Origin of the sequence: Rhizobium albus (genome assembly GCA_030160035.1) — a bacterium.
Taxonomy (GTDB): domain Bacteria; phylum Pseudomonadota; class Alphaproteobacteria; order Rhizobiales; family Rhizobiaceae; genus Georhizobium; species Georhizobium albus.
In genome coordinates this window covers 360,085-385,386 of record BSNO01000003.1, presented here as the reverse complement: position 1 = coordinate 385,386, position 25,302 = coordinate 360,085, and the positions used below count along the sequence as shown (strand labels likewise).

General features: G+C 63.3%; 19 protein-coding genes. 7 read left to right on the top strand and 12 right to left on the bottom strand.

The window, feature by feature from the left end; genetic code table 11:
- Nucleotides 1-47 precede the first annotated feature (47 nt).
- Complete coding sequence (locus QQL76_RS09675) at nucleotides 48-7,538, top strand: peroxidase family protein (RefSeq protein ID WP_499207442.1); 7,491 nt, start codon at nucleotides 48-50, stop codon at nucleotides 7,536-7,538.
- A gap of 255 nt (nucleotides 7,539-7,793) precedes the next feature.
- Here the strand turns inward: QQL76_RS09675 and QQL76_RS09670 are convergent, their stop codons facing one another.
- The 11 genes from QQL76_RS09670 to QQL76_RS09620 all read right to left on the bottom strand — a co-directional run bounded on the left by QQL76_RS09670 (nucleotide 7,794) and on the right by QQL76_RS09620 (nucleotide 19,357).
- A complete protein-coding gene (locus tag QQL76_RS09670; RefSeq protein WP_499207441.1) occupies nucleotides 7,794-8,855 on the bottom strand; it encodes an aldo/keto reductase in 1,062 nt (353 codons plus the stop codon).
- A gap of 11 nt (nucleotides 8,856-8,866) precedes the next feature.
- Entirely contained in the window at nucleotides 8,867-9,475 is a 609-nt protein-coding gene (locus QQL76_RS09665; protein ID WP_499207440.1) for a dihydroxyacetone kinase subunit L, read from the bottom strand.
- An 11-nt stretch (nucleotides 9,476-9,486) separates the two neighbouring features.
- Nucleotides 9,487-10,485, bottom strand: coding sequence for a dihydroxyacetone kinase subunit DhaK (locus tag QQL76_RS09660; RefSeq protein WP_499207439.1), 999 nt, complete (start codon nucleotides 10,483-10,485; stop codon nucleotides 9,487-9,489).
- A 22-nt stretch (nucleotides 10,486-10,507) separates the two neighbouring features.
- The gene (locus tag QQL76_RS09655) at nucleotides 10,508-11,521 is read right to left on the bottom strand and encodes an ABC transporter permease (RefSeq protein ID WP_499207438.1); all 1,014 of its coding nucleotides are present in this window, start codon (nucleotides 11,519-11,521) and stop codon (nucleotides 10,508-10,510) included.
- On the bottom strand, nucleotides 11,518-13,008 hold the full coding sequence (locus QQL76_RS09650) for a sugar ABC transporter ATP-binding protein (protein ID WP_499207437.1): 1,491 nt from the start codon (nucleotides 13,006-13,008) through the stop codon (nucleotides 11,518-11,520). The genes QQL76_RS09655 and QQL76_RS09650 overlap by 4 nt, the downstream gene beginning before the upstream one ends.
- Nucleotides 13,009-13,072: 64 nt before the next feature.
- Entirely contained in the window at nucleotides 13,073-14,068 is a 996-nt protein-coding gene (locus tag QQL76_RS09645) for an autoinducer 2 ABC transporter substrate-binding protein (protein WP_499207436.1), read from the bottom strand.
- Between the two features lie 44 nt (nucleotides 14,069-14,112).
- Nucleotides 14,113-15,615: an FGGY-family carbohydrate kinase gene (locus QQL76_RS09640; RefSeq protein WP_499207435.1), complete on the bottom strand. Its 1,503-nt coding sequence runs from the start codon at nucleotides 15,613-15,615 to the stop codon at nucleotides 14,113-14,115.
- Complete coding sequence (locus QQL76_RS09635) at nucleotides 15,612-16,712, bottom strand: M42 family metallopeptidase (protein WP_499207434.1); 1,101 nt, start codon at nucleotides 16,710-16,712, stop codon at nucleotides 15,612-15,614. The genes QQL76_RS09640 and QQL76_RS09635 overlap by 4 nt, the downstream gene beginning before the upstream one ends.
- Entirely contained in the window at nucleotides 16,709-17,692 is a 984-nt protein-coding gene (locus QQL76_RS09630) for an ABC transporter permease (RefSeq protein WP_126011448.1), read from the bottom strand. Before QQL76_RS09630 ends, QQL76_RS09635 begins: the two co-directional genes overlap by 4 nt.
- Before the next feature lie 4 nt (nucleotides 17,693-17,696).
- Nucleotides 17,697-18,506, bottom strand: a complete 810-nt coding sequence (locus tag QQL76_RS09625; protein WP_499207433.1) for a BtpA/SgcQ family protein — start codon at nucleotides 18,504-18,506, stop codon at nucleotides 17,697-17,699.
- Nucleotides 18,503-19,357 (bottom strand): DeoR/GlpR family DNA-binding transcription regulator, encoded by an 855-nt coding sequence (locus QQL76_RS09620; protein ID WP_499207432.1) that lies wholly within the window; start codon nucleotides 19,355-19,357, stop codon nucleotides 18,503-18,505. The genes QQL76_RS09625 and QQL76_RS09620 overlap by 4 nt, the downstream gene beginning before the upstream one ends.
- 125 nt (nucleotides 19,358-19,482) lie before the next feature.
- Here QQL76_RS09620 and QQL76_RS09615 point away from each other — a divergent pair, with 125 nt between their 5' ends.
- From QQL76_RS09615 to QQL76_RS09590, 6 genes are all read left to right on the top strand, one after another.
- Entirely contained in the window at nucleotides 19,483-20,223 is a 741-nt protein-coding gene (locus tag QQL76_RS09615; protein ID WP_499207431.1) for a FadR/GntR family transcriptional regulator, read from the top strand.
- A gap of 42 nt (nucleotides 20,224-20,265) precedes the next feature.
- The gene (locus tag QQL76_RS09610; RefSeq protein ID WP_499207430.1) at nucleotides 20,266-21,255 is read left to right on the top strand and encodes a TRAP transporter substrate-binding protein; all 990 of its coding nucleotides are present in this window, start codon (nucleotides 20,266-20,268) and stop codon (nucleotides 21,253-21,255) included.
- A gap of 73 nt (nucleotides 21,256-21,328) precedes the next feature.
- Nucleotides 21,329-21,796, top strand: coding sequence for a TRAP transporter small permease (locus QQL76_RS09605; RefSeq protein WP_126011458.1), 468 nt, complete (start codon nucleotides 21,329-21,331; stop codon nucleotides 21,794-21,796).
- A gap of 5 nt (nucleotides 21,797-21,801) precedes the next feature.
- Nucleotides 21,802-23,079, top strand: coding sequence for a TRAP transporter large permease (locus QQL76_RS09600; RefSeq protein WP_499207429.1), 1,278 nt, complete (start codon nucleotides 21,802-21,804; stop codon nucleotides 23,077-23,079).
- Nucleotides 23,080-23,100: 21 nt separating this feature from the next.
- Complete coding sequence (rpiB, locus tag QQL76_RS09595) at nucleotides 23,101-23,547, top strand: ribose 5-phosphate isomerase B (protein WP_404862647.1); 447 nt, start codon at nucleotides 23,101-23,103, stop codon at nucleotides 23,545-23,547.
- A 170-nt stretch (nucleotides 23,548-23,717) separates the two neighbouring features.
- A complete protein-coding gene (locus QQL76_RS09590; RefSeq protein WP_499208345.1) occupies nucleotides 23,718-24,689 on the top strand; it encodes an NAD(P)H-binding protein in 972 nt (323 codons plus the stop codon).
- Here the strand turns inward: QQL76_RS09590 and QQL76_RS09585 are convergent, their stop codons facing one another.
- Nucleotides 24,690-25,301 (bottom strand): ferric reductase-like transmembrane domain-containing protein, encoded by a 612-nt coding sequence (locus QQL76_RS09585; protein WP_499207428.1) that lies wholly within the window; start codon nucleotides 25,299-25,301, stop codon nucleotides 24,690-24,692.
- Between the last annotated feature and the right edge of the window lies 1 nt (nucleotide 25,302).

Here is a 25,302-nt window from a genome sequence, read left to right as displayed (position 1 = left end):
CTCTCGACCCGAACAACCGGAGCTCAAGCGCTCGCGAGGAGGATACGATGGTCAAGCTGGTTCAACACGATCTGGAATTCATCCTGAAGCAGATCAAGATCGCCGAAGCGCACAGCGCGGCAATCGATGGCAACGACACCCCGGCCGAAATCGCCGCGAAGCTCGCGACGCTGGTCAATGGAGCGGGAGGCATCCCCGGCGGCGTGCTCGGCCAGACCCAGGCGGGCCTGATGCCGTTCGGCCTGCGCACGGTTGACGGCAGCTTCAACAATTTCATGCCGGGCAGCGAAATGCTCGGCTCCTCCACCCAGTTGATGGACCGGCTGCTCGATCCGGTATTTAAGCCCGCAGAAGGTTCGCCGGCTGGCCTGCATGCACCCGGTACGCCGGCAGGCGCGCCGACATCCTATGCCCAGCCGAACGGGATCGTCTACGATTCCCAGCCGCGCGTGATTTCCAACCTGGTTGCGGATCAAACGCTCAAGAATCCTGCGGCCCTCATGGCTGCGCTGACCGTCGAGGGTGTTCCAAGCGCGCAGGCGCTGGCGATCGTGCAGCAGGTTCGAAGCCTGCTCGCGGCCGCAGAAGCCGCGCACGCGGCGGTCGATACCGCCGATACGGCGGCCGACGCGGCAGTTGCTGCGGCACAGGCGATCGTCGACGCAGCGACAGCCACCAAGGCTTCGGCGCAATCGTTCTATGATCTTGCGCTTGCCGCCAAGCAGGCCGCCGATGGTCAGGTAACATCCGCCCAGCAGGCACTCCAGGGCGCTGTCACGGCGCGCGACACCCAGGCTGCCGAAGTCACCGCAGCCGATACTGCCGCTGCAGCCGCACTGGCCGATCGCACCATTGCCCAGGCGAACGCGACGGCGACCGAAGACGCCAAGAATATCGCTTCCGCAAATCTCGCCCTCGCGACCAATGCGGCCCAGGCCGCACTGATAACTTTCCAGCAAGCCCCGACTGCGGCGAACGCTGAGGCTTATGCCGCAGCGAACGAGGCGCGGGACGATGCCGCCCTTGCCTATGAACTGGCTCTCGATGCGGATCAGGCAGCCGACGAAGCTCTCGTTGCAGCGCAGGCAACGCATGCCACGGCGCTGTCCACCCTCCAAACCGCCATCGCCACCCAGTCGACGCTTGCTGCAGCCGTGGTCAGCGCGCAGGCGGCCCTCTCCGCAGCCGAACTGGCGCTTTCCCAGGCAACGGCGACACTGACCACTGCCACGAGTGCGCTTGCCGCCGCCGAAGCTGCATTAGCCGACGCGCTTTCCGACCTCGCGGCCATTCCGACCGGCACGGCAGCCACTGCCGCCGCCCAAGCTGCCGCGGATGCTGCGGACCAGGCCGTCATCGATCTCGTCACGTCGCATGGCGTGCAGATGGACGGGATCAATGTGCTCATCCCGAACGTCGCGGCCGATCTCGGCGATACCGCGCCCTATAACGGCTTTTTCACGATCTTCGGCCAGTTCTTCGACCACGGGCTGGATCTCACCACCAAGGGCGGCAGCGGCCAGGTCCTGATCCCGCTCCATCCGGACGACCCGCTCTACGGCAAAGGTCCGACCAACTTCATGGTGCTGACGCGGGCGACCAACCAGCCGGGCCCGGATGGCGTGCTCGGCACGGACGACGACATCCGCGAAAACGCCAACGAGACGACGCCCTGGATCGACCTCAACCAGGTCTATACCTCCAACGCTTCGCACCAGACCTTCCTGCGCGAATATGCGTTGGTCAATGGCAAGGCGGCCGCCACCGGTCACATGCTGGAAGGTTCAGCCGGTGGCCCACCCACCTGGGCTGATATCAAAGCCCACGCCAAGACAATGCTTGGCATCGAATTGAAGGATGCCGACGTTTTCAGCGTTCCGCTTCTCGCAACCGACCTCTATGGCGAGTTCGTGCGCGGACCGAACGGTTTTGCCATGGCGACGATCGGCGTTACCTTTACCGTCAACGGCGCCGTTGTCGGCCGCACTGCCTTTGTGAAGGAGGGTCATGCCGATGGGCTGCACCCTTCCGAACTTGCCCTCGCCGATCTTACAGCCGCAGGCATCGCCGTGCCCGCAGGCGCAACCGTAAGCTTCCAGTTCGCTTCGGCCGGTCGTGCCTTTCTTAACGACATCGCACACAATGCGGTCCCTGGCACGACCTACGACCATGACGGGAACCGCGCTACACCCCAAATTGAAGTGCAGGCGGATGTCGACACCGATACAGGCAACTCGATCACCACTGACACCCGACTGAACAAAGTTGCCTACGACAACGAACTGCTCGATCGCCACTTCATCGTCGGCGACGGTCGTGGCAACGAGAACATCGCTCTCACGTCGATCCACACTGTGTTCCATGGTGAGCACAACCGGCAGGTCAGCGAAATCAAGGCAACGGTGCTCGCTTCGAACGACCTCGCCTTCATCAACGAATGGCTGCTCGACGGCCATAAGCTCACCGCTCTGCCGGCAGCCGGCGCCAATCTCGTCTGGGATGGTGAGCGGCTGTTCCAGGCGTCACGCTTCTCGACGGAGATGGTCTACCAGCATCTGGTCTTCGAAGAGTTTGCTCGCGCCGTCGCGCCGCAGGTGGACGCTTTCCTCTTCTCCAACTCCATCGATATCGATCCCTCGATCAGCCAAGAATTCGCGCAGGTCGTCTATCGCTTCGGCCACTCGATGCTCAACGAGAAGGTGGATGTGTTCGGCATCGGCGGCGATGCCGCCAACCGTGATGATCCGGGCCTGATCGAAGCCTTCCTCAACCCGGTTCTGTTCGACAGCTACGGAGTGAACGCCGAGGAGGCAGCCGGTGCGATCCTGCGCGGAATGGGTCGCCAGCGTGGCAACGAAATCGACGAGTTCATGACCGATGCGTTGCGCAACAATCTCGTCGGCCTGCCGCTCGACCTTGCCGCCCTCAACATGGCGCGTGCCCGTGAAACCGGCATCCCGTCGCTGAACGAGGCACGCGCGCAATTCTACGCACAGAGCAACGACACCTATCTGAAGCCTTACGAGAGCTGGACGGATTTCGCCCAGAACATCAAGAACCCGCTCTCTGTCGTAAACTTCATCGCGGCTTACGGCACCCACAGCACCATCACCAGTGCGACCACGGCCGAGGCAAAGCGCGACGCAGCCATGAAACTGGTGCTCGGCGGAGACGGCGCACCGGCCGACCGGCTCGACTTCCTGAACGCGACCGGCGCCTATGCCGGCGGCAAGCTCGGCGGCTTGAACGACGTCGACTTCTGGATCGGCGGCCTTGCGGAAGCCAAGATGGCGTTCGGCGGCATGCTGGGCTCCACCTTCACGCTGGTTTTCGAAAACCAGATGGAGCGTCTGCAGGAAGGCGATCGCTTCTACTATCTCAGCCGCGCTCAGGGCCTGAACCTGCTGAACGAACTGGAAGCGGACTCGTTTGCGGAACTGCTTCGCCGCAACACCGATACCGAACACAGCGGTCTGCACGTCAATGGCGCAGCCTTCCAGACTGCGGACTTCATCCTGGAAATGGATCAGTCCAAGCAGTGGAACGCCGGCCTCGGCTCAGCCGATCCGACATCAGAGGATCCGATCCTCGGTGGCATGCTGAGCGGCGGAAACTCGCTCGTTCAGCGCGGCCCCGGCTCCATCAAGTTCCTCGGCGACCAGCATGTGGTCATCGGCGGCACGAACGGGAACGACAAGATCACCGGCGGTTCAGGCGACGATACGCTCTGGGGCGAAGACGGTGACGACGATCTCGAAGGCGGCTTCGGTGTCGACCATCTCTTCGGTGGCGCCGGCGACGACCTCATCACCGATCGCGGTTCGGACATCGGCGAATTCGACGTCATCCACGGCGACGAAGGCAATGACGTCATCAATCCCGGCATGGGCATCGACCTCGTCTTCGGCGGCGAAGGCCAGGACTTCATCTTCGGGGGCACCGAGGACAAGCATATTTCCGGCGGGCTCGGCAACGACTTCATACGGGGCGGGGAAGGCTTCGGCTTCCTGCTTGGCAACGAAGGTGACGACTGGCTCGAGGGGGGCGACAGCTTCGATACGCTCGCTGGCGAAAATTCAGAACTGTTCTTCAACTCCACGATCATCGGCCACGACGTCTTGAACGGGCGCGGCAACGACAACGACTACGACGCCGAATCCGGCGACGACATCATGTTCCAGGGCTCCGGCATCCAGCGCAACAACGGCATGGCCGGCTTCGACTGGGCCATCCACAAGGGCGATGCGACTGCCGCCAACAGCGACATGAACATTTCCATCTTCACCAACCAGCAGAACAACATCCTGCGCGACCGGTTCGACCTGGTGGAAGGCCTGTCGGGCTGGAACGGCAACGATACACTCACTGGACGTGACGTCGTCATCGGCGCCTATGATGCCAATGGCAACGGCACGCAGATCGACCCGACTGCGCCGCTCGAAAGCTATTCCAATGCGCTGCTGGCCAAGAACCTCGGCCTGATTTCAGGGCTTGATGGCCTCACGTCGCACCTCGAACGCCAAACGGTGACGGTTGCAGGCAAGACCGAAACCATCGTCATGGACACGACCGAAGCCGGTGACATCCTGCTTGGCGGCGCCGGCTCAGACGTGATCCGCGGCATGGGCGGCAACGACATCATCGATGGCGACAAGTGGCTGAACGTCCGGATCGCCTTCGTGCACAACGGCACCGCCTACACGACCGACGGGCTTGGCGAGAGGGTCTATCTCGCGTCCGACTATGTCGCCGGCGCACCGCTTGCCGGAGCCGTGGCGGCCTTCGGTGGCAAGACACTCGACCAGCTGATGTTCAGCCGCACCGTCAACCCCGGCACGCTCAACATCGTCCGTGAAATTGTCGATGGCGGTAAGCCCACGGATGTCGACGTCGCGGTCTACTGGGATGTTCGAGCGAACTACACGGTCACGCGGAACACCGACGGCAGCGTGACGATCGAGCACACCACAGTCAGCGATGCCGTGGTCGATCCGACCACAGGGCGGGCGCTGGAGTCCGACGGCACCGACCGACTGTTCAATATCGAGCGGGTGCGGTTTGCCGATGGCGAGGTGGCGATGAGCGTCATAGCACCTCCGCCGAATATTGCCGCGACCGGAGCCCCGATCATCATCGACCCCACGCCGACCAACGGACTGGTGTCGCCGACGGAAGGCGTGCAGCTGACGGTCAATACCGCCGGCATTCAAGACGGCAACGGCCTCGGCACCTTCAGCTACCAGTGGCAGCAGTCGTCCAACGGTGGGCAGACCTGGACCAACATTGCCGGTGCGACAGGTGGCAGTTTCACCCCCACTGACGGCTTGCTCGGCATCGGCGGCCAGGTTGGAAACATCCTGCGCGTCGGTGTCAGCTTCACGGACGGCAACGGCTACAGCGAGACGGTCTTCTCCGGACCGACGCAGGTTGTGGGCGATGTCTGGAATGCAACGCCGTTCCTCGGGATCGACATTACCTTCAACGGCACCGCCGGAGATGACATTGCCAATGGCGGCAATACCGGCTTCCTGAACAACGCAAACGACACGATCAATGGCAATGGCGGCAACGACATTCTCAATGGCAACGGCGGCAACGACACGATCAATGGTGGCGCCGGCGACGATGTCATCAATGGCGGGGCCGGCACCGATCGGATCAACCAGCTGAGCACCGACGGGCGCGATCGCATCGATGGCGGCGCCGGGACCGACACCTACGCACTGACCGGTGTGGCAGGAGCGGAAACCTTCCGGATCTACGCCATGACCGGCGGCCAGAACGCTGGTCTTGCTGGTTCGCTTGGAACGAGCTTCGCAGCGACGACGGAAATCGTGATCACCCGTACCGCGAACGGCGTGACCACTGTCGTCGCCGAACTCGACAACATCGAGGAAATCATCGTCAACACGCTCAACGTGACGGCAAACAACGGCGGCGGTTTGGACACCGGGCTCAATGGCGGCGATACGATCGCAGTCTTCGGCAACTTCAACACGACGAGCCTGAACTTCTCCACCATCACCATCGATGGCGGCACCGGCAACGACACGGTGGACATTTCAGCCCTTACGTCCGCCCACCGCATCGTGTTCCGCTCCAATGGCGGCAGCGACACGATCGTCGGCGCACTCCGGCCGCAGGATGTGATCGAGCTGCCCGCAGGCACCACGATCGCCGACTTCGGCGTCGAGATCGACGAGAGCGGCGTCACGACCCTGACCGGTCCCGACGGGCGCTCGATCTCCTTCTCCGCTCCGAATGGCATGCCCGGCTTCACCGCCTTGCCGTCACATGACGATGAGGACGAAAACGAGGACGAGGATGATCACGGCCAGGGCAGCGGCCATGAAGATGAAGACGACGACGATCAGGACGATGACGACGACCACGGCCATGACGATGATGATCATGACGAAGAGGATTGCGACGACGACAGCGAAGATGTCGGAGCCGGAGCCGGAACAGGCTCGGGGACTGGCACGGGTACGGGTACAGGCACTGGTACCGACTCCGGATCGGGCAACGGCACAGGCAGCGGCGTAGGAGCTGGTACGGGCAACGGATCCGGAACTGGCACGGGAACAGGAACAGGCAATGGCACCGTTACGCCTCCGCCTCCTCCGACCACGCCGAGCGTTCCGCCCGTCGTTGTAATCGGCGGGACCAATCCCGGCGAGATCATCGGCACGGAAGGCGCCGATATCCTGGTGGGACGGCCGCAGGCCGATACGATCATCGCGCTCGGCGGCAACGACACCATCACGGCCGGCGACGGCGAAGACGCGATCTTCGGTGGCGATGGCGACGACATCATCCATGCCCATGGCAACCAGGACGATGTCTTCGGCGGGGCCGGAAACGACCGGATCGATGCGGGCTGGGGTCACGACACCGTCTATGGCGAGGATGGCGACGATGTCCTCATCGGTGCCGAAGGCAACGACAAGCTCTTCGGCGGCGCGGGCAAGGACCTGTTCATCGCCACGGTCGGTGACGACGCCGACATCTACTGGGGTGGCGAAGGCATCGACACGATCGACTACGCCGCACTCACCGAGGCCCTGACGATCAATCTCGGCAACGGCCTGAACGAACGGGGCAGCGTGACGACCGCATCGGGTGTGCGTGACGTGATCTACTCGATCGAAAACGCGATCGGAGGGGGCGGCAACGACACCATCATCGCCAGCGACGCGATCAACGTGCTCGACGGTGGGGACGGAAGCGACACGTTCCGCTTCCTTTCGGCGAAAAGCGCCAATGGTGACACGATCGTCAATTTCCAGCCGGGTGATCGGATCGACATCTCGGCGATCGACGCGAATGTGATAGCCGGCGGCAAACAGAACTTTTCGCTCACCAGCGGCACGACCTTTACCGCCGCCGGTCAGATCACCTTCGAGCACGTGACCCGCGAAGACGGTGAATTCACGATCGTGCGTGGCAACATCGATGCCGACAACGCGGCCGAATTCGAGTTCGGCCTGAAGGGTCGGATCAACCTGACGGAGGACGACTTCATCGGGCTCAATTGAGCCCACCCAGACTGCCTGCCGGCAAGAAGCGCCGGCAGGTCGATAGGCGGTGTCACCGGCCTTGTGCGTGTGATCGGAGGAACTAGCCCTTCAGGCTGCGGCAGCGATAGGTCGCAGCTCTCCGGTCGCCACGCTTTCCCCCTGTCCGGTGATGCCGCCGCCCCGTTTCACATCGACTTGGCCGCAAGGCCAAGTTTGTGTTTTCAGGGCAGCGCAACGCCCGAAGCCTCCCCGTAGAGCAGACGTCCCGAAAGCTCAGATCTTGCCCAGATCGCGATAGCTGTCGTGCAGCGCCCAATCGGCGGGGCTGAACCGGTCGGCTGCGAAATTGTGCTGGTGCCAGTAGGGATAGATGTAGGGCGGGCGGCTGACCTGGTTCAGGCGTTCCAGTTCCTCCGGTGTCAGTTCCACCGAGGCAGCGGCGATGTTTTCCTGAAACTGCTCCGGTGTCAGTCCGCCGGTGACGAGCGTTGCGATACCGGGACGCGACAGTGTCCATGCCAGCGATATCTGTGCTGCCGTCAGCGAACGCTCGGCGGCAATCTCGCGCAGAACGTCGACGATGGCCCAAAGGCGCTCCTGGTCGCGGATCGGCGGCTCGGACCAGCCTGCGGCCTGACGCGAATCCTGCGGGAACGTATCGCGGGTGAACGCGCCCGACAGGAGACCGGCCGCAAGCGGCGACCAGATCATCACGCCAACGCCCTGGTCCACCGCGATCGGCAGAAGCTCGTATTCGGCCTCGCGGGCTTCCAGCGTGTAGTGGATCTGCTGGGCCGCGAAACGCGGCAGGCGCTCGCGTTCGGCAATGCCGAGGGCCTTCATCAACTGCCAGCCGGCATAGTTCGAACAGCCAGCGTAACGGATCTTGCCCTGCGCCTGCAGAGTTTCGAACGCTGAAAGTGTCTCTTCGAGTGGCGTGAGACCATCCCATTCATGCATCAGATAAAGATCGATGCGATCGGTGCGCAGGCGCTTCAGGCTGCGTTCGCACTCACGGATGATGTGATAGCGCGACGCACCCTCGTCATTCACGCCGTCACCGATCTTCATGCGCGCCTTGGAGCAGATCAGCACCTCGTCGCGCTTGCCCTCCAGCACCTCGCCCAGAATTTCCTCGGAACGACCGAGCGAATACATGTTGGCCGTGTCGAAGAGATTGATGCCACCGTCGATGCAGGCATCGACGAGACGACGCGCCTCGGTGACCCCCTGATTGGCCACCATGGCAAAGTCGCCCTTGCCGCCGAAGGAGAACGTCCCCATCGCGATGGCGGAAACCTTGAGGCCCGAGCGGCCGAGCGTGCGATACTGCATGTTCTCTTGTCCTATTCGGCCGTTGGAACGGCTGCCTCGACGATGCGCAGAAAGGCGAGTTGGCCGGGGTCGTCGAGTTCGGCACTCTTTTCGGTGAACATGCGGGCGCGGCCGAGCTTGCAGGGCCTGCCTTTGAAGTCCTGCAGCGTCTGGCGTGCGGCGGCGACGGCCTTGTCGCCCATCTCGGCGGCGTCGGCGTCTTCGATCGCTTTCGCACAGGCATCGAGGCTGTCGAGCACCGACTTGGCGCCGAGCTCGCCCTTGCCGCGCGCCATCATCGCGTCCCGCGCCTCAGCGACCAGCGCCGGAATCGCGGAGACCTCGAGCGTCTCGAAGCCCTTTGCGCTCTTGGCCGCAGCCATGAAGCCTGTCGCGACGAGCGTGCCGTAGGAGGAGGACGACACGCGCTGGAAGGCTTTCGAGCATTCCAGGAAGGCCATGCCGAGATCGCTGGGAAGGTCAGCTTCCGCGGCCGCGGCAAAGCCCTTCGAGACCGTGATGCCTAGATCGCCGTCGCCGAGCTGGCCGTCGGCCGCATTGAGTTCCGCCGCCGCCGCGGCCGCGCCTGCCGCGACCCGCTGCAGGGCAGCCTTGAGACGTGCGCTATCAAGTGTCGCCATGCTCTTCGCCCTCACCCGACGCGCCAATAGGCACAGGCAGCCGGCGCCTTCAGGTAGCGTTCGAGCTCGTCATCCAGAGCGATTGTGGTGATCGTGGCGCCGGTCATCTCCATGGACGTCGCGTAGCGCCCGACGAGCGGCATGACGATCTCGGCGCCGATGGCGTCGAAGCGCTGCTTGACCTTGCGGTACATGATGTAGAGCTCTTCGAGCGGCGTGGCGCCCAGCGAATTGACGAGGACGGAGAGCCGGTCGCCCTTCGAGAAAGGATGATCGGCAAGGATCCGGTCGATCATCTCGTCGACGATCTGGTCGGCCGGGCGCAGCGCATCGCGCCAGATGCCGGGTTCGCCATGAATGCCCATGCCCATTTCCATCTCGTTCTCGCCGAGCTCGAAATTGGCCTTGCCGGCCTGCGGCACGATGCAGGGCGTCAGCGCCATGCCGATCGAGCGACACGCATCGGCGGCCTTCTGCGCCACGCGCGTGACCTCGTCGAGATCGGCTTTCGTGTCGGCACAGGCGCCGGCGATCTTGAACGCGTAGATCATGCCGGCGACGCCGCGGCGCTTTTCAGCCTCGTCCTTGCCGGCCGAGACGATGTCGTCGGCCAGAAGCACGGTGGCGGTGCGAATGTCGTTCTCCATGTCGACCATTTCGCCGGCCATGTCGAAATTCATGACGTCGCCGCCGTAGTTTCCGTAAAGCCGCAGCACGCCGGCGCCGCCATCGGCATGGCGGATGGCGCTTGCCATCTGCTCGGCCGACGGGCTGGCGAACACGTCGCCGACGGCGCAGGCATCGAGGAAGCCCGGGCCGACATAGCCGGTGAAGACCGGCAGATGACCCGATCCGCCGCCGCTCACGATACCGACCTTGCCGCTCGTCGCGCCCTCCGGCCGGGCGATCACCCGCCGCTCCGGCTGGGCGTAGAACTGCGGATGCGCGGCAACGAAACCGTCCAGCATCTCGTCCACGTAATCAGCCGGATTGTTCAGAATCTTCTTCATGAGTTGGGCTCCTTCCCGAAATTCAGACCGCTGCCTGTGCCAGACGCTCGCGGCGTTTGGCCAATCGATCGATGACGATCGGCAGGCCGGTGCCGATGATGATGAGCGCGCCGACGACGACGCGCTGCCAATAGGACGGCACGCCCGCGCTGAGCAGCGACGTGTTGATCATGGTGATCAGAAGCGCGCCGAGCAGCGTGCCGGTGACCGTGCCATGACCGCCGGTGATGCGCGCGCCGCCGAGCACGACAGCGGCGATGACGTTCAGTTCCATGCCGACGAGATCGAAGGGGTTGGCCATGCGCGACAGCGTCATGTGGGTCATGCCGGCGAGGCCGGCGATGGCACCGACGATCACGTAGATGAGCACCTTGGTGCGGCCGACCTTGATGCCGATCCGTCGTGCCCCCTCCTCCGAGCCGCCGATCGCGTAGATGGCGCGGCCGAACTTCGTGAGGTTCATGATGATCGCGACGAAGGCGGTGACGCCGACAAGCACGACGAAGGACAGCGGTAGCGAAGCGAGCTGGCCGACCGCGTTCTCCATCCGCACGATCATCGTGCGTGCGAACGAGATGACGTTGCGCGGCACGTTGGTGATGTAGGTCGTGCCGACGAACGTCAAAAGCGCGCCGCGAAACAGGCTGAGCGTGCCAAGCGTGACGATCAGCGTCGGCAGCCCAAGCCCGCCGATGAGGATGCCGTTGACCAAGCCCAGCGATGCGCCGATGGCGGCACTGATCACGAACAGCGCAATGATCGGCACGTCGAAATCAACACCGAGCACAAGCGACATCGTCGTGTACATGGCAAAGGCGCCGATCGCCGGAAACGAGACGTCGATCCCGCCCGAAGCCAGCACCATCATGACGCCGAGCGCGAAGATCGCCGTCACCAGCGAATTGCGCAGCAGATCGATAACGGTCGCCAGAGACAGGAAATTGGGGTTGATGAAGCCGACGACGAGCGCGAACAGCAAGGCTGCGATCAGCACCACGCCTTGCGGCGACATGAACATGCGTGTGGCGGCATTCATCGTGCCGGTGCCTCCTCGGTCACGGAAAGCGACAGCCGTTCCTCGTCAATCTCGTCGGCCGTGAACTCACCCGTGATCCGTCCGCGTACCATGACCAGGATGCGGTCGGAAAGCGCGAGCGCTTCGCCGAGATCGTCGGTAACGACGAGCACTGCGGTGCCGCTCTTGCGCAGATCCAGCAGAATTTCGTGAATCTCACGCTTGGAGCCGATGTCGACGCCGACCGTTGGCCCGTTGAGGATCATCAGTTCCGGGTTGCGTTCCATCCAGCGTGCGAGGACGACACGCTGCTGGTTGCCGCCGGACAGAGTCGCGACCGAAGGTTCGATGCCGGGCGTCTTGATACGCAAGCGCTTGACGGCTTCGCGCGCACGCTCGCGCAGCCCTGAGCGATCCACAATTCCCGACGGCTTCAGGGACGCAACGGAGATGTTGTCGCCGATCGGCTGATCGAGGAACAATCCCTCCGTCAGGCGATCTTCAGGCACATAGGCGATACCGGCGTCCATCGCTTCCAGCGGTTCGCGAAAGCGCCGAATAGTGCCTTTGAACTCGATCACGCCTTCGTCCGGCTCGATCTGGCCAAAGAGCGACAGAGCCAGTTCCGTTCGCCCGGACCCGAGCAGGCCGACAAGAGCCACGATCTCGCCCGGCGCGATCGAAAGATCGACATCGGAGTAGACGCCGTGCCGTGTCAGGCCGCGCGTCGCCATGATCGGCGCTGCGGTGGGCGCGAGTTCGCGCGGCAGGCGATGGGTCTCGATATCACGGCCGGTCATGTCGCGGCCGAGGCGATCGGCGTCGAATTCGTCCGCTCCCCCCTGCGAGACGACGCGGCCATCGCGCAGCACCGTGATGGTGTCGCAGAAGGCGAATATCTCTTCGGTCTTGTGGCTGACGAACAGGAACGCGACGCCATCCTTCTTCAGCGCCTCGATGATGCCCTGCAGGCGCTTCACTTCGCTGCGCGTCAGCGCGGTCGTCGGCTCGTCCATGACGATGATGCGTGCGTCATTGGCAAGCGCACGCGCGATGGCGATCAACTGCTTGGAGGCGACCGGCAGAAGTTCGACCGGCTGCGACGGATCGATGTCGACACCCATGCGCTTCAGCGTGTTGAGAGCAAGCTGCCGATCGCTGCCACGTTTGTGCCAGCGCTCCCCATGGGCGACATTGCGCAGGAACGCGATGTTCTCGGCCACGGTGAGATTGGGGAAGAGCGAGAAGTCCTGATAGATCACCGACAGTCCAGCATTGATCGCCGCCGCCGGATCGTTGGAAAGCTCCTGGCCAGCGATACGGACGGTCCCCGCATCCTTTGGCACAACACCCGACATGATCTTGATCAGCGTCGACTTGCCGGATCCGTTTTCGCCGGCAAGGCAGCGCACTTCGCCCGCATGCAAGGTCAGCGCCACATCGGCGAGCACGCGAACGGGACCATAGGCCTTGTGAATGCCGTCGATCTGCAGAACGGGGTCGGACATCGGGGCTCCGAGTCAGATTGGTGGTTTGGGGCCGCCGCGGATGCGGCAGCCCCTTGTTGTCCGCTTAGAAGTCGTATTCGTCGAGATTGTCGGCGCTCACGTCGACCCATGCCTGGCCGTAGATGACCTTACCGTCGACGCGGACTTCGTTGTAGCCTTCAACGCCAAGATCAGCCCCGGTTTCGATCGTCTCGCCGTTCAGGGCCTTTTCGGCCAGCACGTTCATCGCGTAGCCGGCGAGAGCCGGATCCCAGAAGGAGATGAGATCGATTTCACCCGTTTCGACATACGGTCCTGCAACCGACGGCAAGCTGGTTCCGACGATCGAAACCTGGTCGGAGAGACCCGCTTCCTCGACTGCGAGTGCGGCGCCAACCACGTCTTCACCGGCCGAACCCTGCATGCCCTTCAGGTTGGGGTAAGTGCGCAGCAATTCGCGCATCTTCTGGTATGCGGTCTGCTGCTGCTCGGCAGATTCCTGCTTGCCGCCGACGAGCGTCATGTTCGGGTAGTTTGCTTCCTGGTAGGCGATCGCGGCGTCGACCCACTCATTGTGCGTCACCGAGGTCAGGTAGCCGACGAACACGGCATACTCGCCCTCGCCGCCCATCTTCTGCGCCAGCGCCTCCATCAGGTGCTCACCATAGGCGGCATTGTCGAAGGCTTCGAGATCGTAGGTCACGTTCTGAAGAGTCGCGCCTTCATGGCCGATGACGACGATGTCGTTTTCAAGCGCACGCGCCAGGACCGGCTCGAGAGCCTGGGGCGAGTTCGGCACGACGGTGATCGCGTCGACGCCGCGGGCGATCAGATCTTCGATAAGCTGAACCTGAAGGGCGGCGTCCGCCGTTGCCGCACCGACCTGGGTGGCATTGTTGCCGGTCGCCTCGGCATATTGCTGCACACCCTCTTCCATACGATTAAACCATGCGATGCCCGACAGCTTCACGACGGTGACGATCTCGCGGGTGTCCTGCGCATTGGCAGTGATCGCAACGCCACCTGCCAGGACGGAAACGGCTGCCGCTCCCATCAGCAACTTCTTCAAACCAAACGCCATGTTCACTCTCCCTGTTGTGGCCTTTTGGGAAGGCCGTTCCCCTTTCATGCGCTGCGCTCGGCGTGCATGAAGCTCCGCGTCGCCTCGTAGAGGCCACGATATGTCTTGAATCCGTCGTCATAGAGCGGCGCCAAAGCGCGGTTCGCATCGATATGACCGGCGGGAGGGTTCCATGTGTCGATGTCGCCCTCGCTTGCCGCGCCCGTGCCGATCGCCCCAAGAAAGGCACTGCCGTAACTCGCGCCGAAGCTTTCGCGGCGCAGCGTCTGCGCGCTGCCGGAAATATCGGAGACAGCCTGCAGCCAGACGGCGTTGCGCACACCGCCGCCGACAGCTGTGATCGCGGAAGGCGCATTGCCGGTTTCGCCATAGGTTTCCAGCACGTGCCGGACGCCATAGGCGATCCCCTCGAGCACCGCGCGGTAGATGTCGCCGCGCTCATGCGTGAGATCGAGGCCGAAGATCATGCCCTTGGCATGGGGATCGTGGATTGGCGTGCGTTCGCCCGAGAAATAGGGAAGCACGAAGAGCCCGTTGGCGCCTGCCGGCGTCGCGGCCGCCTCCTCGGCAAGCATTCGCATAGCGTCTTCAGCCGGCAGTTCCCGCGCAAAGCGATCGCGGAACCAGTGCGTCAGCGTTCCGCTCGTCGCCAGGCCGGACATGACGGCGTGGCGCCCCTCGAAGAGCCATGGTGCATACCACAGGCGTGCGTCCTGCGACGGCTTGTCGGTGACCATGATGATGAAAATGGTGGAACCATACATCAGCATCATCTCACCGGGGCGCGAGACACCGACGTTCAAAGCCTCGGCAGCTGCATCGATCGTGCCCGCGATGACGGGCGTGCCTTCGGCCAGACCGGTCTCCTCGGCAGCCCATTTGGTGATGTGGCCGGCGATATCGGACGACCAGAGAAGCCGCGGCAGGCGCTCGCGCTCGACGATGCCGTCCATGAGATCGTCGGCCCAGTCATTGGTCTCCACGTCGTAAAGCGGGGAGAAGCTTGCCGCCGAATAATGATCCAGCACACGTTCGCCGGTCAGCCGCTCGACGAGGAAGGTGGAGGAATTTACGAAGCCGGCCGCCTTTTCGTAGATCTCCGGCCGGTTGCGCTTCAGCCACAGGATTTTTGGCCCCACCGACTGCGACGTCAGACCGTTGCCGGTGCGCCGCAGCAGCGTCTCTTCCCCGATCTTTGCGGTGAGATCTTCGATTTCGGCATGGGCACGCGTGTCGACGCCGTAGAGCACCGCGTTCATCAGCGGCGCGCCCTCGTCATCCACAGGAAGCATGCAAGGTCCGATGCCGCTTGCCCCGACGCCGGCGATCGCTGATGCGGGAAGCCCGGATGCCGCGATCACCTCGCGCGCGATATCGCGAAATTCCTGCCACCAGGTCTCCTCGGCATCGTGTTCGGCCCAACCGGCGCGCGGCACGACCATGCGATGCGCACGGCGGGCCGACGCCAGAATCACGCCCTCGTCCGACACGACGACGCCTTTGGTCTCGAAGGTCCCGATATCGATCCCGAGGAAGGCGCGGCTCATGTATAGCTGTCCCGGTCGAGATCGAAGCCGGTTCCCATGCGGATGATGGCCCCGGTGACGAGCGCGGTCAGCCCCTCGAGATCGCGCATGTCGCAGACCTCGAGCGAGGTGTGCGTGTAGCGGCTGGGGAAGCAGAGATCGACGCAGGCGACGCCTTCGCCGACCAGCTGAACGTAGGAGGAATCGGTCAGCGCGCCGACATGGGCGGTATGCTGCAGCGGGATTCCGTCTTCGCTGGCCGTGCGTTGAACGGCGTCGACGACCGCCGGATGCGGGATCGTGCCGTTCAGCGTGCCACGTCCATGGAACGAGTAATGCGAGATCGCCGGGCCCTCGCCCATCACCACCTCGCCGCGATGGGCCATGTCCGGGGTGTCCGACGTCAGCGCGAGATCGAGCTGGATCGCGATATCGGGCTTCAGCGCCTGCGCTGCCACCATGGCGCCGCGCAGGTTGAATTCCTCAAGCACGGCGAAGACGAAATGAATGGTCGGGCGCGACGCGACCTTCTTCAGCCGCCGAGCCGCTCCCACGATGACGGCGCAGCCGGCCCGGTCGTCGACCGACGTTCCGGCGACGCGGTGCTCGCCGAGATCGAAGACATTCGGTTCGTAAACGACCGCCGTGCCGATCTCGATGCCGAGCTTGCGCACCGCGTCGGCGCTTTCCGCGCCGATATCGATGAAGAGTTCGGCGTAGGGCGTGACCTTGTACTTTTCTTCCGGCGGCGTCGCGTGATGGCTCTTGTTGGCGATGATCCCCTTCACGTCGCGGCCCTCACCGACGCAGAGAAGAACGCTCTGTGCCGGTAGCGCCTTCTCGGGAATGCCGCCGAGCCGCTCGACGCGGATCAGACCGCTCGCCTCGATCTTGCGCACCACAAAGCCCAGCTGATCGGTGTGGGCAAACAGCATCACGCTCGGCGCACCCTCGTCGCCATCGAGCGTCGCGATCAGATTGCCGAGCGTATCGGTGCGGCAGTCGAAGCCTTCCTTTTCCATGAGGGCGCGCAGATGGCGTCGCACCCGGTCCTCATGGCCGGAGAGGCCCGGAATGAGCATCAGGTCGTGGAGGTCTTTGCGCAGTTGCTGGGTCATGTCTGCCGTCTTGATATGAGCGTCCTGAAATCGCCCAGCCGGCCTTCCGCTATGACGCGGATCGACATGATGGCGATGAGCAGGCCGCCGAAGAAAAGGTCACGGGTGAAGGCCGTGAAGGCGAGGAAGTTGAGGCCGGACGAAATGAGCTGCAGCGTGATCACCGCAAGCACGACGCCCATGGTAGACCCGACGCCGCCGAATGGGCTGACGCCGGCGAGAATGTTGATGAGGATGACCAGGAGCAGGTAGGACGCTCCGTAATCGGCGGTTGCCGAATTGGCGCGCGCCAGGATCACCAGACCGGCGATCGAAGCGATGACGCCGGCGGTCGCGTAGATCTTGATGACGAGCTTGCGCTCCTGAATGCCGACGAAGCGTGCCGCAAGCGGATTGGCGCCATAAAGCCTGGCGCGCATGCCGGTGGCGGAGAAGCGCAGGAAGAGGCCCATGCCGATTGCAACGATGGTGAAGACAATCAGGGGCACCGGCAAAAACCCGCCGATCGACCAAGTTCCCCAGGCGCTATACCAGGCAGGCAGGCCGGTGATCGATGGCCCGCCGGTGATGACGATCGCGATGCCGCCGAAGAGTTGTAGCGTACCGAGCGTCGCCAGGATCGGAGGCAATCGCAGATAGGCGATGAGGCAGCCGTTCAAGACCCCGCAAGCGAGGCCGGTGAGGAGTGCGGCGGGGATCGCCAGCAACGCGTATTCGGGCCCTGCCCTCAACAGGAGTGCCGCGACGATCGATGCCAGATTGGCGATCGCGACCACCGACAGATCGATCCCGCCGGTGATCATTGCCGGGAGCAGCCCGAGCGCCAGCAGGCCGAACTCCGGGAATTGCGAGCCCATCGAATTGAGATTGGCGCGCGATAGGAAGTTGGGGGCGTAGAAGGTCAGCGTCACGAAGATCGCCAGCGCGAGAACGCCCAGGCCGATCGTGTATTGGGTCGTCGTGTCGCGCCTGGCATTCATGCCATCAGTCTCCTCGAGCAGCCTTGGCAAGCCGCATGAACTCGGCAGCCCGTGCGGCATCGACCGCTTTCCACGTGTCGCCGTCGACTTTCAAGGATGACCCGACGATGCAGCCATCCGCAACCTTGAAGACATCGGCAATGGTGGAATGTTTGACCCCGGTGTTGGCAAGAACCGGTGTATCGGGAAGAACCTTCTTCACCGCGATGAGGTCGGCCATCTCGGCTGCTTCCCCGGTGATGGCGCCGGATACGAGGATCGCGTCAGGGATCGACGAGAAGACTGCGGAACGGGCCCGATCGGCGAGATCGCGCCGGTCGAGCGAATAGGCGAATTCGGCCGAAACATTGGCGAGCATCACGAGATCGGACCGGTTCAGCCGATCGCGATAGCGCATCGCCTTGCCGGCATTCGGCGTCCAGGGTCCCATGTCGGACGCATAGGTGCCCGTCAGAATTTCGCGCATGAAGGATGCGCCGGTCGCGGTCGCAAGCGCGACGGACGCCATCGGGTCCCACAGAACGTTGACGCCGAACGGCTTCTGGATGTCCTTGCGCAACTGGCCGATCACGAAGGCCATCGTGGCGGTTGAGGCCGTGTCGACCTTAAGTTCATAGGGGCGATCGTTTTCGTTGCCGAACATCACCGCATCGACATCGGCATCCTGCAGCGCTTTGAGATCACGGCGTGCGGCTTCGACGATCGCCTCGACACCGCCTTCGGCATCGTAAAGCGGCGTGCCCGGCATGGGGGCGAGATGCACCATGGCGATGACGGGTTTGGTGCCGCCGAACAAGGCGCTGAACTTTTTCATGCTTTTGTTTTTCCTTCTTTGCCCGCTCCTGGGCTGCACAATTCCACTCGGGTCGTTGCGCCTGCATAGGCTTGAGCGACGGCGCCTGAGTGGCGGTCAGTGATGAACAGGTCGATGGCGCTCCAGGCGCACACCTCTGCCGGCTCGCGCCGGTCGAGTTTGGTATGGTCGGCGATCAGGACCGTGCGTTTCGCATTGGCGATGGCCGCACGCTTCACGCGCGCCTCTTCGATGGTGACGTTGGACACGCCGTTGCCGTCCACCGCGTCGGCGGAAAGAAAGAAGATGTCGGCCTCTGGCTGAGCGGAAATCGCGGCTGCCGTCTCCTCGCCGACGATGCCGAAATAGCCGTTGCGCACCATGCCGCCGGCAATCATGACTTCGGTCTCACCGGTGGCGGCCGCTTCTGCGGCCTTGATATCGGTAGCAATCATCCTGATGGCTCTGCCCGCCAGAATCCGCGCCAACGCCAGAGCCGTCGTACCGGAATCGAGCATGACCCGCATCCCGTCTTCGATCTGGCGCGCGGCCGCTTGTGCGATGCAAATCTTGGCCGCTTGCTGCCGGCGCAGCTTTTCCATGAAAAGCGGTTCCTGCCCTGCCGCCCTGTCCGACGCGGTGACGCCGCCATGGGTGCGCACTGCGATTCCGGCCCGCGCAAGAAAGTCGAGATCCCGACGCACCGTCGGCCCCGACACCGCAAATGTCTCGATGAGTTCGTCCACACTGATGTGGCCGCGCAGCGCAATGAGATCCGCCATCTTGCGATGACGTTCCTGCGGAAACCGAACCTCCCGTCTGCGCTCTTCCTCCATGCCATGATCATTAGTGATTGTTTTGCTCGCGGTCAATCGGCCGCTCTGTGGATCGTTCGGTCGATCTCGAAAGCGAAACATTCGTTGACTTGACAGAAGGGCAGGAGTTGAGGAATCAGTGGTCAGACCACAGTAAGGCCACTGGGAGGGGCTTGCGGGCGATGTCGACCATGCTGGCCGAAAACAGCGACGTTTCGGGTGCCGAGAAGGTGTTCGGCTTCTTCCGCGACGCGTTGCTCGACGGCTCGCTGAAGCCCGGCGAGCGCCTGCTGGGGGAGCGTGAACTCGCCCTTTCGCTCGGCATTTCGCGGCCGCTGCTGCGCGAAGCGTTGCGCTCGCTCGCCATGCTCGGCTTTCTCGATATTCGTCATGGCAAAGGCGCCTATGTCCGCCAGGCCGACATCACGGTGCTTTCGGACTTCTTCACCTTCAGCCTCGCCCAGCAGCCCGACATCCTCGACGATGTCATGCAGGCCCGCGTCGCGATCGAATGCCAGGCCATCCGGCTCGCCTGCTCGCGCGCGACCGAAACCGATCTCAAGGGCATCGGCTCCAAACTGACCCGGCTGATGGATACGCTGCACGACCCGGTCGAGGGTGCCGCAGCCGATTTCGCGTTCCACCACGCGATCGTCGAAGCGAGCCACAGCGAGGCGTTGACCACACTTTACGGCGCGATTGGTGAGCTGCTTCGGCGCAGCCACGTGCAGCGGCGTGAGGTGACGATTTCGGAGCCGGGCATCGTCGACTATCTGGTCGAGGCGCATCGGGAAGTATTTCTGTCCATCGTCGACAGGGATGCGGATGCGGCCGACCGCAAGCTCAGGGACCATTTCTCGATCGGCGACGAATTCCGTCGCCGGAGCCTCATCTCGGCCTTCACAAGGAGGCCGCAGACCTAAGCAACTACTCAACTGGCATGAACAAATGGGAGGATTTTCACCATGCTACACAAGTCCATCATCAACCTTCTAACCGGCGCAGCCTTTGCGCTGACCTTGACCGGCGCCGCTTCTGCTGCCGAACTGCGCTATGCGCATGTGGGCGCCGAAGGCGACATCCAGACGATCTTCGCGGCCCAGGCAGCCGAGGGCATCGATGCTGCCACCAACGGTGACGTGACCGTCTCGGTTTATCCGGCGAGCCAGCTCGGTGGCGTCGCCGAAATGGTCGACGGCGTGCGCATGGGGTCCATCTCCATGGGGCACCACGATTTTGCATCGCTCGCGCGCCTCGTTCCCGAAGTGGCCGTGTTCAACGCGCCCTTCATCTACCGCGACGGCGCCCATGCGCTTGCCGCGACCGACCCGGAAACCTCGCCTGCTCTGCAGGCCATCAACGAGCAGCTCGTTGCCCAGGGCGTGCGCATCATCGGCCGCATCTATCGTGGTGACCGGCACATTTCGTCCAACTTCGAAGTGAAGACGCCCGAAGACCTGTCCGGCAAGCCGTTCCGCGCCGTGCCGCTCGAGCTCTGGGTGTCGATGGTCAAAGGCTTCGGCGCCATTCCGACGCCGGTGGAAGTTGCCGAACTGCCGACCGCTCTGATGACCGGCGTCGTCGTCGGCCAGGAAAACCCGCTGACCATGATCGCGTCGAACAACCTCAACGAGGTGCAGTCGCATGTCTCGATGACCGGCCACATGCGCGCCGTGCTGGCCGTCTTCGTCAACGAGGAAGTCTGGCAGGGCCTCACGGAAGAGCAGCGCACCGCCATCACCACGGTGCTCGATGAGGAAGCCGAAAAGTCATTGCAGATGGCGACCGAAGGCGAAGCCGAGCTCGTCGAGGAACTGAAGGGTCGCGGCATGACCATTCTCACGGAAGCCGATGGCCTCGACCTCGACGCGTTCCGTGAGGGCGTCAGCGCCCAGATCGCGCAGGACTTCCCGAACTTCACGCCGCTCATCGAGCAGATCCAGGCTGTCGAATAATCGGCTGATATCTGAAGGTCCCCGAAAATGCCTGGCGGCTACCCGTCGCCAGGCATCCGATGGAGCACGACCCATGCGTCTTCCCGAACGTATCCTCACCACCTTCGTGGTGATCATCATGGCCGGCCTCGTCCTGGTGCCCACGGCACAGGTGATCATGCGCGGCGTCTTCGTCCTGCCGTTCATCGGTGCGGAGGAATTCACGCGCTTCCTGCTGATCTGCCTGATTTTCTGTGCCTATCCACTGGTCGTGGAGCATGGCGAGAACATCGTCATGGGCGAGTTCAAGGCAGCACTTCCGGATCGTGCGCGGCGGATGCTCAATCTCTTCATCTCGCTTTGCGCCATCGGCGCGACCGGGTTCATGGGCTACGTGACGGCGACGAACATCTCGCGCAACCTCACCAACGCGACGCCGACGCTCGGCATCCCGTTCTGGATATTCCTTGGGGCAGCGCTCTTCGGCTTCGCCGGAGCCGCCATCGTCCACCTTTTGCACCTGCGCAAGCCGCCGCAGGCTGACACCAACATCGCGGTCTGATCATCATGGGTTTCATCGTCGTCATCGCCTTCCTGGCGCTCTTCATGATGGGCTTCCCGGTGGTCTATGCCATCCTGCTGCCATCGATCGCCTACGTTCTGATCGAGGGTCTGCCGCTTGGTCTCCTGGCACAGCGCGTCACCTATGCGCTGGATTCATTCCCGCTGGTGGCCGTGCCGCTCTTCATCTTCGTCGGCAATCTGATGAATTTGTCGGGCATCACCGACCGCATCTTCCGCTTCGCCTATACGCTCGTCGGCCGCATCCCGGGCGGGCTCGCGCAGGTCAACGTCTTCGGCAGCCTTGTGTTTTCGGGCATGTCGGGCGCTGCACTTGCCGACATCGGCGGGCTTGGCCGCATCGAGATCGATGCCATGAAGAAGCGCGGCTTCGATCCCGCATTCGCCGGAGCGGTCACCGGCGCCTCGGCAACACTCGGCCCGATCTTCCCGCCCTCGATCCCGCTCATCGTCTACGGCTCAGTGACGAGCGTTTCGATCGTGCAACTGCTCGTCGCGGGCATCATGCCGGCAATCCTCTGCACCTTCCTCCTGATGCTGACCGTGTTCATCGTCGCGACGCGCCACAAACACCCGCGTGCGGAGCGCTGGCCAACCGCCGGCGAGGCGATCATGAGCTTCCTGCCGGCACTGCCCGCAATCGCTGCGCCGGCGCTGATGATCGCCGGCATGACCTACGGCGCCTTCACGCCCACCGAAGCGGCTGCGATGACGGCCGTCTACGTCATCCTGATCAGCGCGCTTCTCTATCGCGAACTGACGCTCCAGCACCTCTGGACGTCGGCCATCCTGACGGCGCGCAGTTCTTCGGCGATCCTGATCATCGTGGCTGCTGCAGCGCTCTTCGGCTGGATTCTCGCCGTCGAGCAGATCCCGCAGACCTTTGCGGCAGCGCTGCTGACGCTCTCGAGCGACCCGATCATGCTGCTGATCATCGCGAACCTGATCTTCTTCATCGCCGGCATGTTCCTCGATTCAACGACGGCGACGCTGCTTCTCGTTCCCATCATCGCGCCGCCGCTCGTCATGGCCGGCGTCGACCCCGTGCAGCTTGGCATCGTCACGATCTTCAACCTGATGCTCGGGCTTCTCACACCGCCGATGGGCCTGTCGCTCTTCCTCGTCGCCGACATCGCGAAGGTGTCGATTCGACAGCTGCTCAAGGCTCTTCTGCCCTTCTACATTCCGCTGCTGACCACGCTTGCAATCCTGACCTTTGCCAAGGATTTCACGCTGTGGCTGCCCCGCATGATCGCTCAGTAACTTCCGGAGATCTTCCCCACAATGCGCATCGTCATCGGTTCCGACCACGCCGGCTTCCCGCTCAAGGCAACCATCATCGAACACATCAAGTCGCTCGGGCATGAGGTTCACGACGCCGGCTCCTACGATCCGGAGCCGGTCGATTTTCCCGATATTGCCAAGACCGTCACCTCCTCCATCATCGACGGAACGGCCGACCGGGGCCTGATGGTCTGCGGCACCGGGGTCGGCGCCTCGATTGCGGCGAACAAGGTGAAGGGCATCCGCGCAGCCGTCTGCCACGACATCCATTCGGCGCACCAGTCTGTGGAACACGACGACGTCAACGTCATGTGCATCGGTGCCCAGATCGTCGGCGCCTGGCTCGCCAAGGATCTCGTCACGTCGTATCTCGAAGCCGAATTCTCGACTGACGAAGACTTTCGCCGCCGGGTGCGAAAGCTGGCCGAAATGGACGGCGAACGCTAATCAGACAAGCGCTGGAGAGGCCCGTCGCGTGCGGGCCTTTCCTGCCCTGAGCGGAATTGAGCTCGTCTTCGGCAGCAGCTAGGATCGATGTCGTTCTTGGCGCTCGGGTGACGATGACCAACGCAATTCCGCCCTCGGCACCCATTTCCCCCAAACCGAAGCGCGTCATGGTGCTGGGTGCCACCGGCACCATCGGCCGGGCCACCGTGCCGGCACTGGTTGCTGCCGGCCACGACGTCGTCTGCTTCCTTCGACGCCCTGCCCACAACCCTAACCTGCTGCAGCCGATAAAGACGCTGACGGCCTTGCGTGGTGCGAGCCTGCGCTACGGCGACATCACCGACCCCCGGTCCATCGAGCAGGACGGATTCGCCGGAGAGCGGTTCGACGCCGTCGTCTCCTGCCTGGCTTCGCGAACCGGGGTTCCTAGGGACGCATGGGCGATCGACCACACGGCGAACGTTGACGCGCTTGCCGCCGCGCAGACATCCGGCGTCTCGCATTTCGTGCTTCTATCGGCCATCTGCGTGCAGAAGCCGCTGCTCGCGTTCCAGCAGGCGAAGCTCGCCTTCGAAACTTTGCTTATGCAATCCGGCATGACCTATTCGATCGCCCGCCCGACCGCGTTCTTCAAGTCGCTCTCCGGCCAGATCGATCGGCTGAAGAAGGGCAAGCCGTTCCTCCTCTTCGGCGATGGCAAACTGACTGCCTGCAAGCCGATCAGCGACGGCGATCTCGGCGCCTACCTTGCGCAGTGCCTCGACGACGAAAACCTGCATAATCGCGTGCTGCCGATCGGCGGGCCGGGCGAAGCCATCACGCCAAGGCAACAGGGCGAGCATCTCTTCATGCTGCTCGGCAAGGAACCGAAATTCAGCCACGTGCCGGTGGCGCTGCTCGATGCGATCATCAAGACTTTGAGCGTGTCCGGGCGCATCGTGCCGTCGCTCGCCGACAAGGCGGAGCTTGCCCGCATCGGTCGCTACTACGCGACGGAATCGATGCTCGTGCTGGATCCCGAGAGCGGGCGCTACGACGCGGCCAAGACCCCATCGACCGGGTCCGAAACATTGTTCGATTTCTATGGGCGAATCATCGCCGGTAAAGTTTCGGTCGAGCGCGGCGACCACGCGGTGTTCTGATCACCGCCTTGCGCGGGTGAGCAAGGTCCATGACCTGAGATCGAGAACCACTTTCAGCGTGGCGGCCAGCGCGAGGGCGCACAGGAGCACTTTAGAGCCCGTGCCCATGGTGCCTTCGATCAACAGGGCGTGGACGACACTGCCAATCACGGTGACCACGGCAAGGCCCGTGTGCCCCAACCGCCAGATCCTGGGCGAGAGCCGCAGGCGGAGGCGCAAAGCGGCCAGAATGGCGGCCGCGAAAACTGCCCACATGGCGAGGACGCCCCAGACAGAAAACGGCGTCGGCGAGCGAAAGAGAAGCGCATCGACCACATCCGGTGGGCTGGTGATCCAAAGCCCGACCAGATGAACGAGAACCGCTGTCACGAGCAGCACCCCAACGAAGGAATGGACCCGCCTGCCCTTGCGGATCGACACTTCCGGAAGATAGCCGCCCGCAAGCAAGGGCTGCGCAAACACCAGAGCCAGCGCGATAATCCCGGCAAAGCAGGCTGCGATATAGATCGGATCGCGCCATTGAAGCAGCGGGCTCGCTGCCGCAACGGCGATCGGGACGGTCACGGCAAGCGCAACGCCAAGCCAGATCGAAACGGCACGCACTGAACGCACG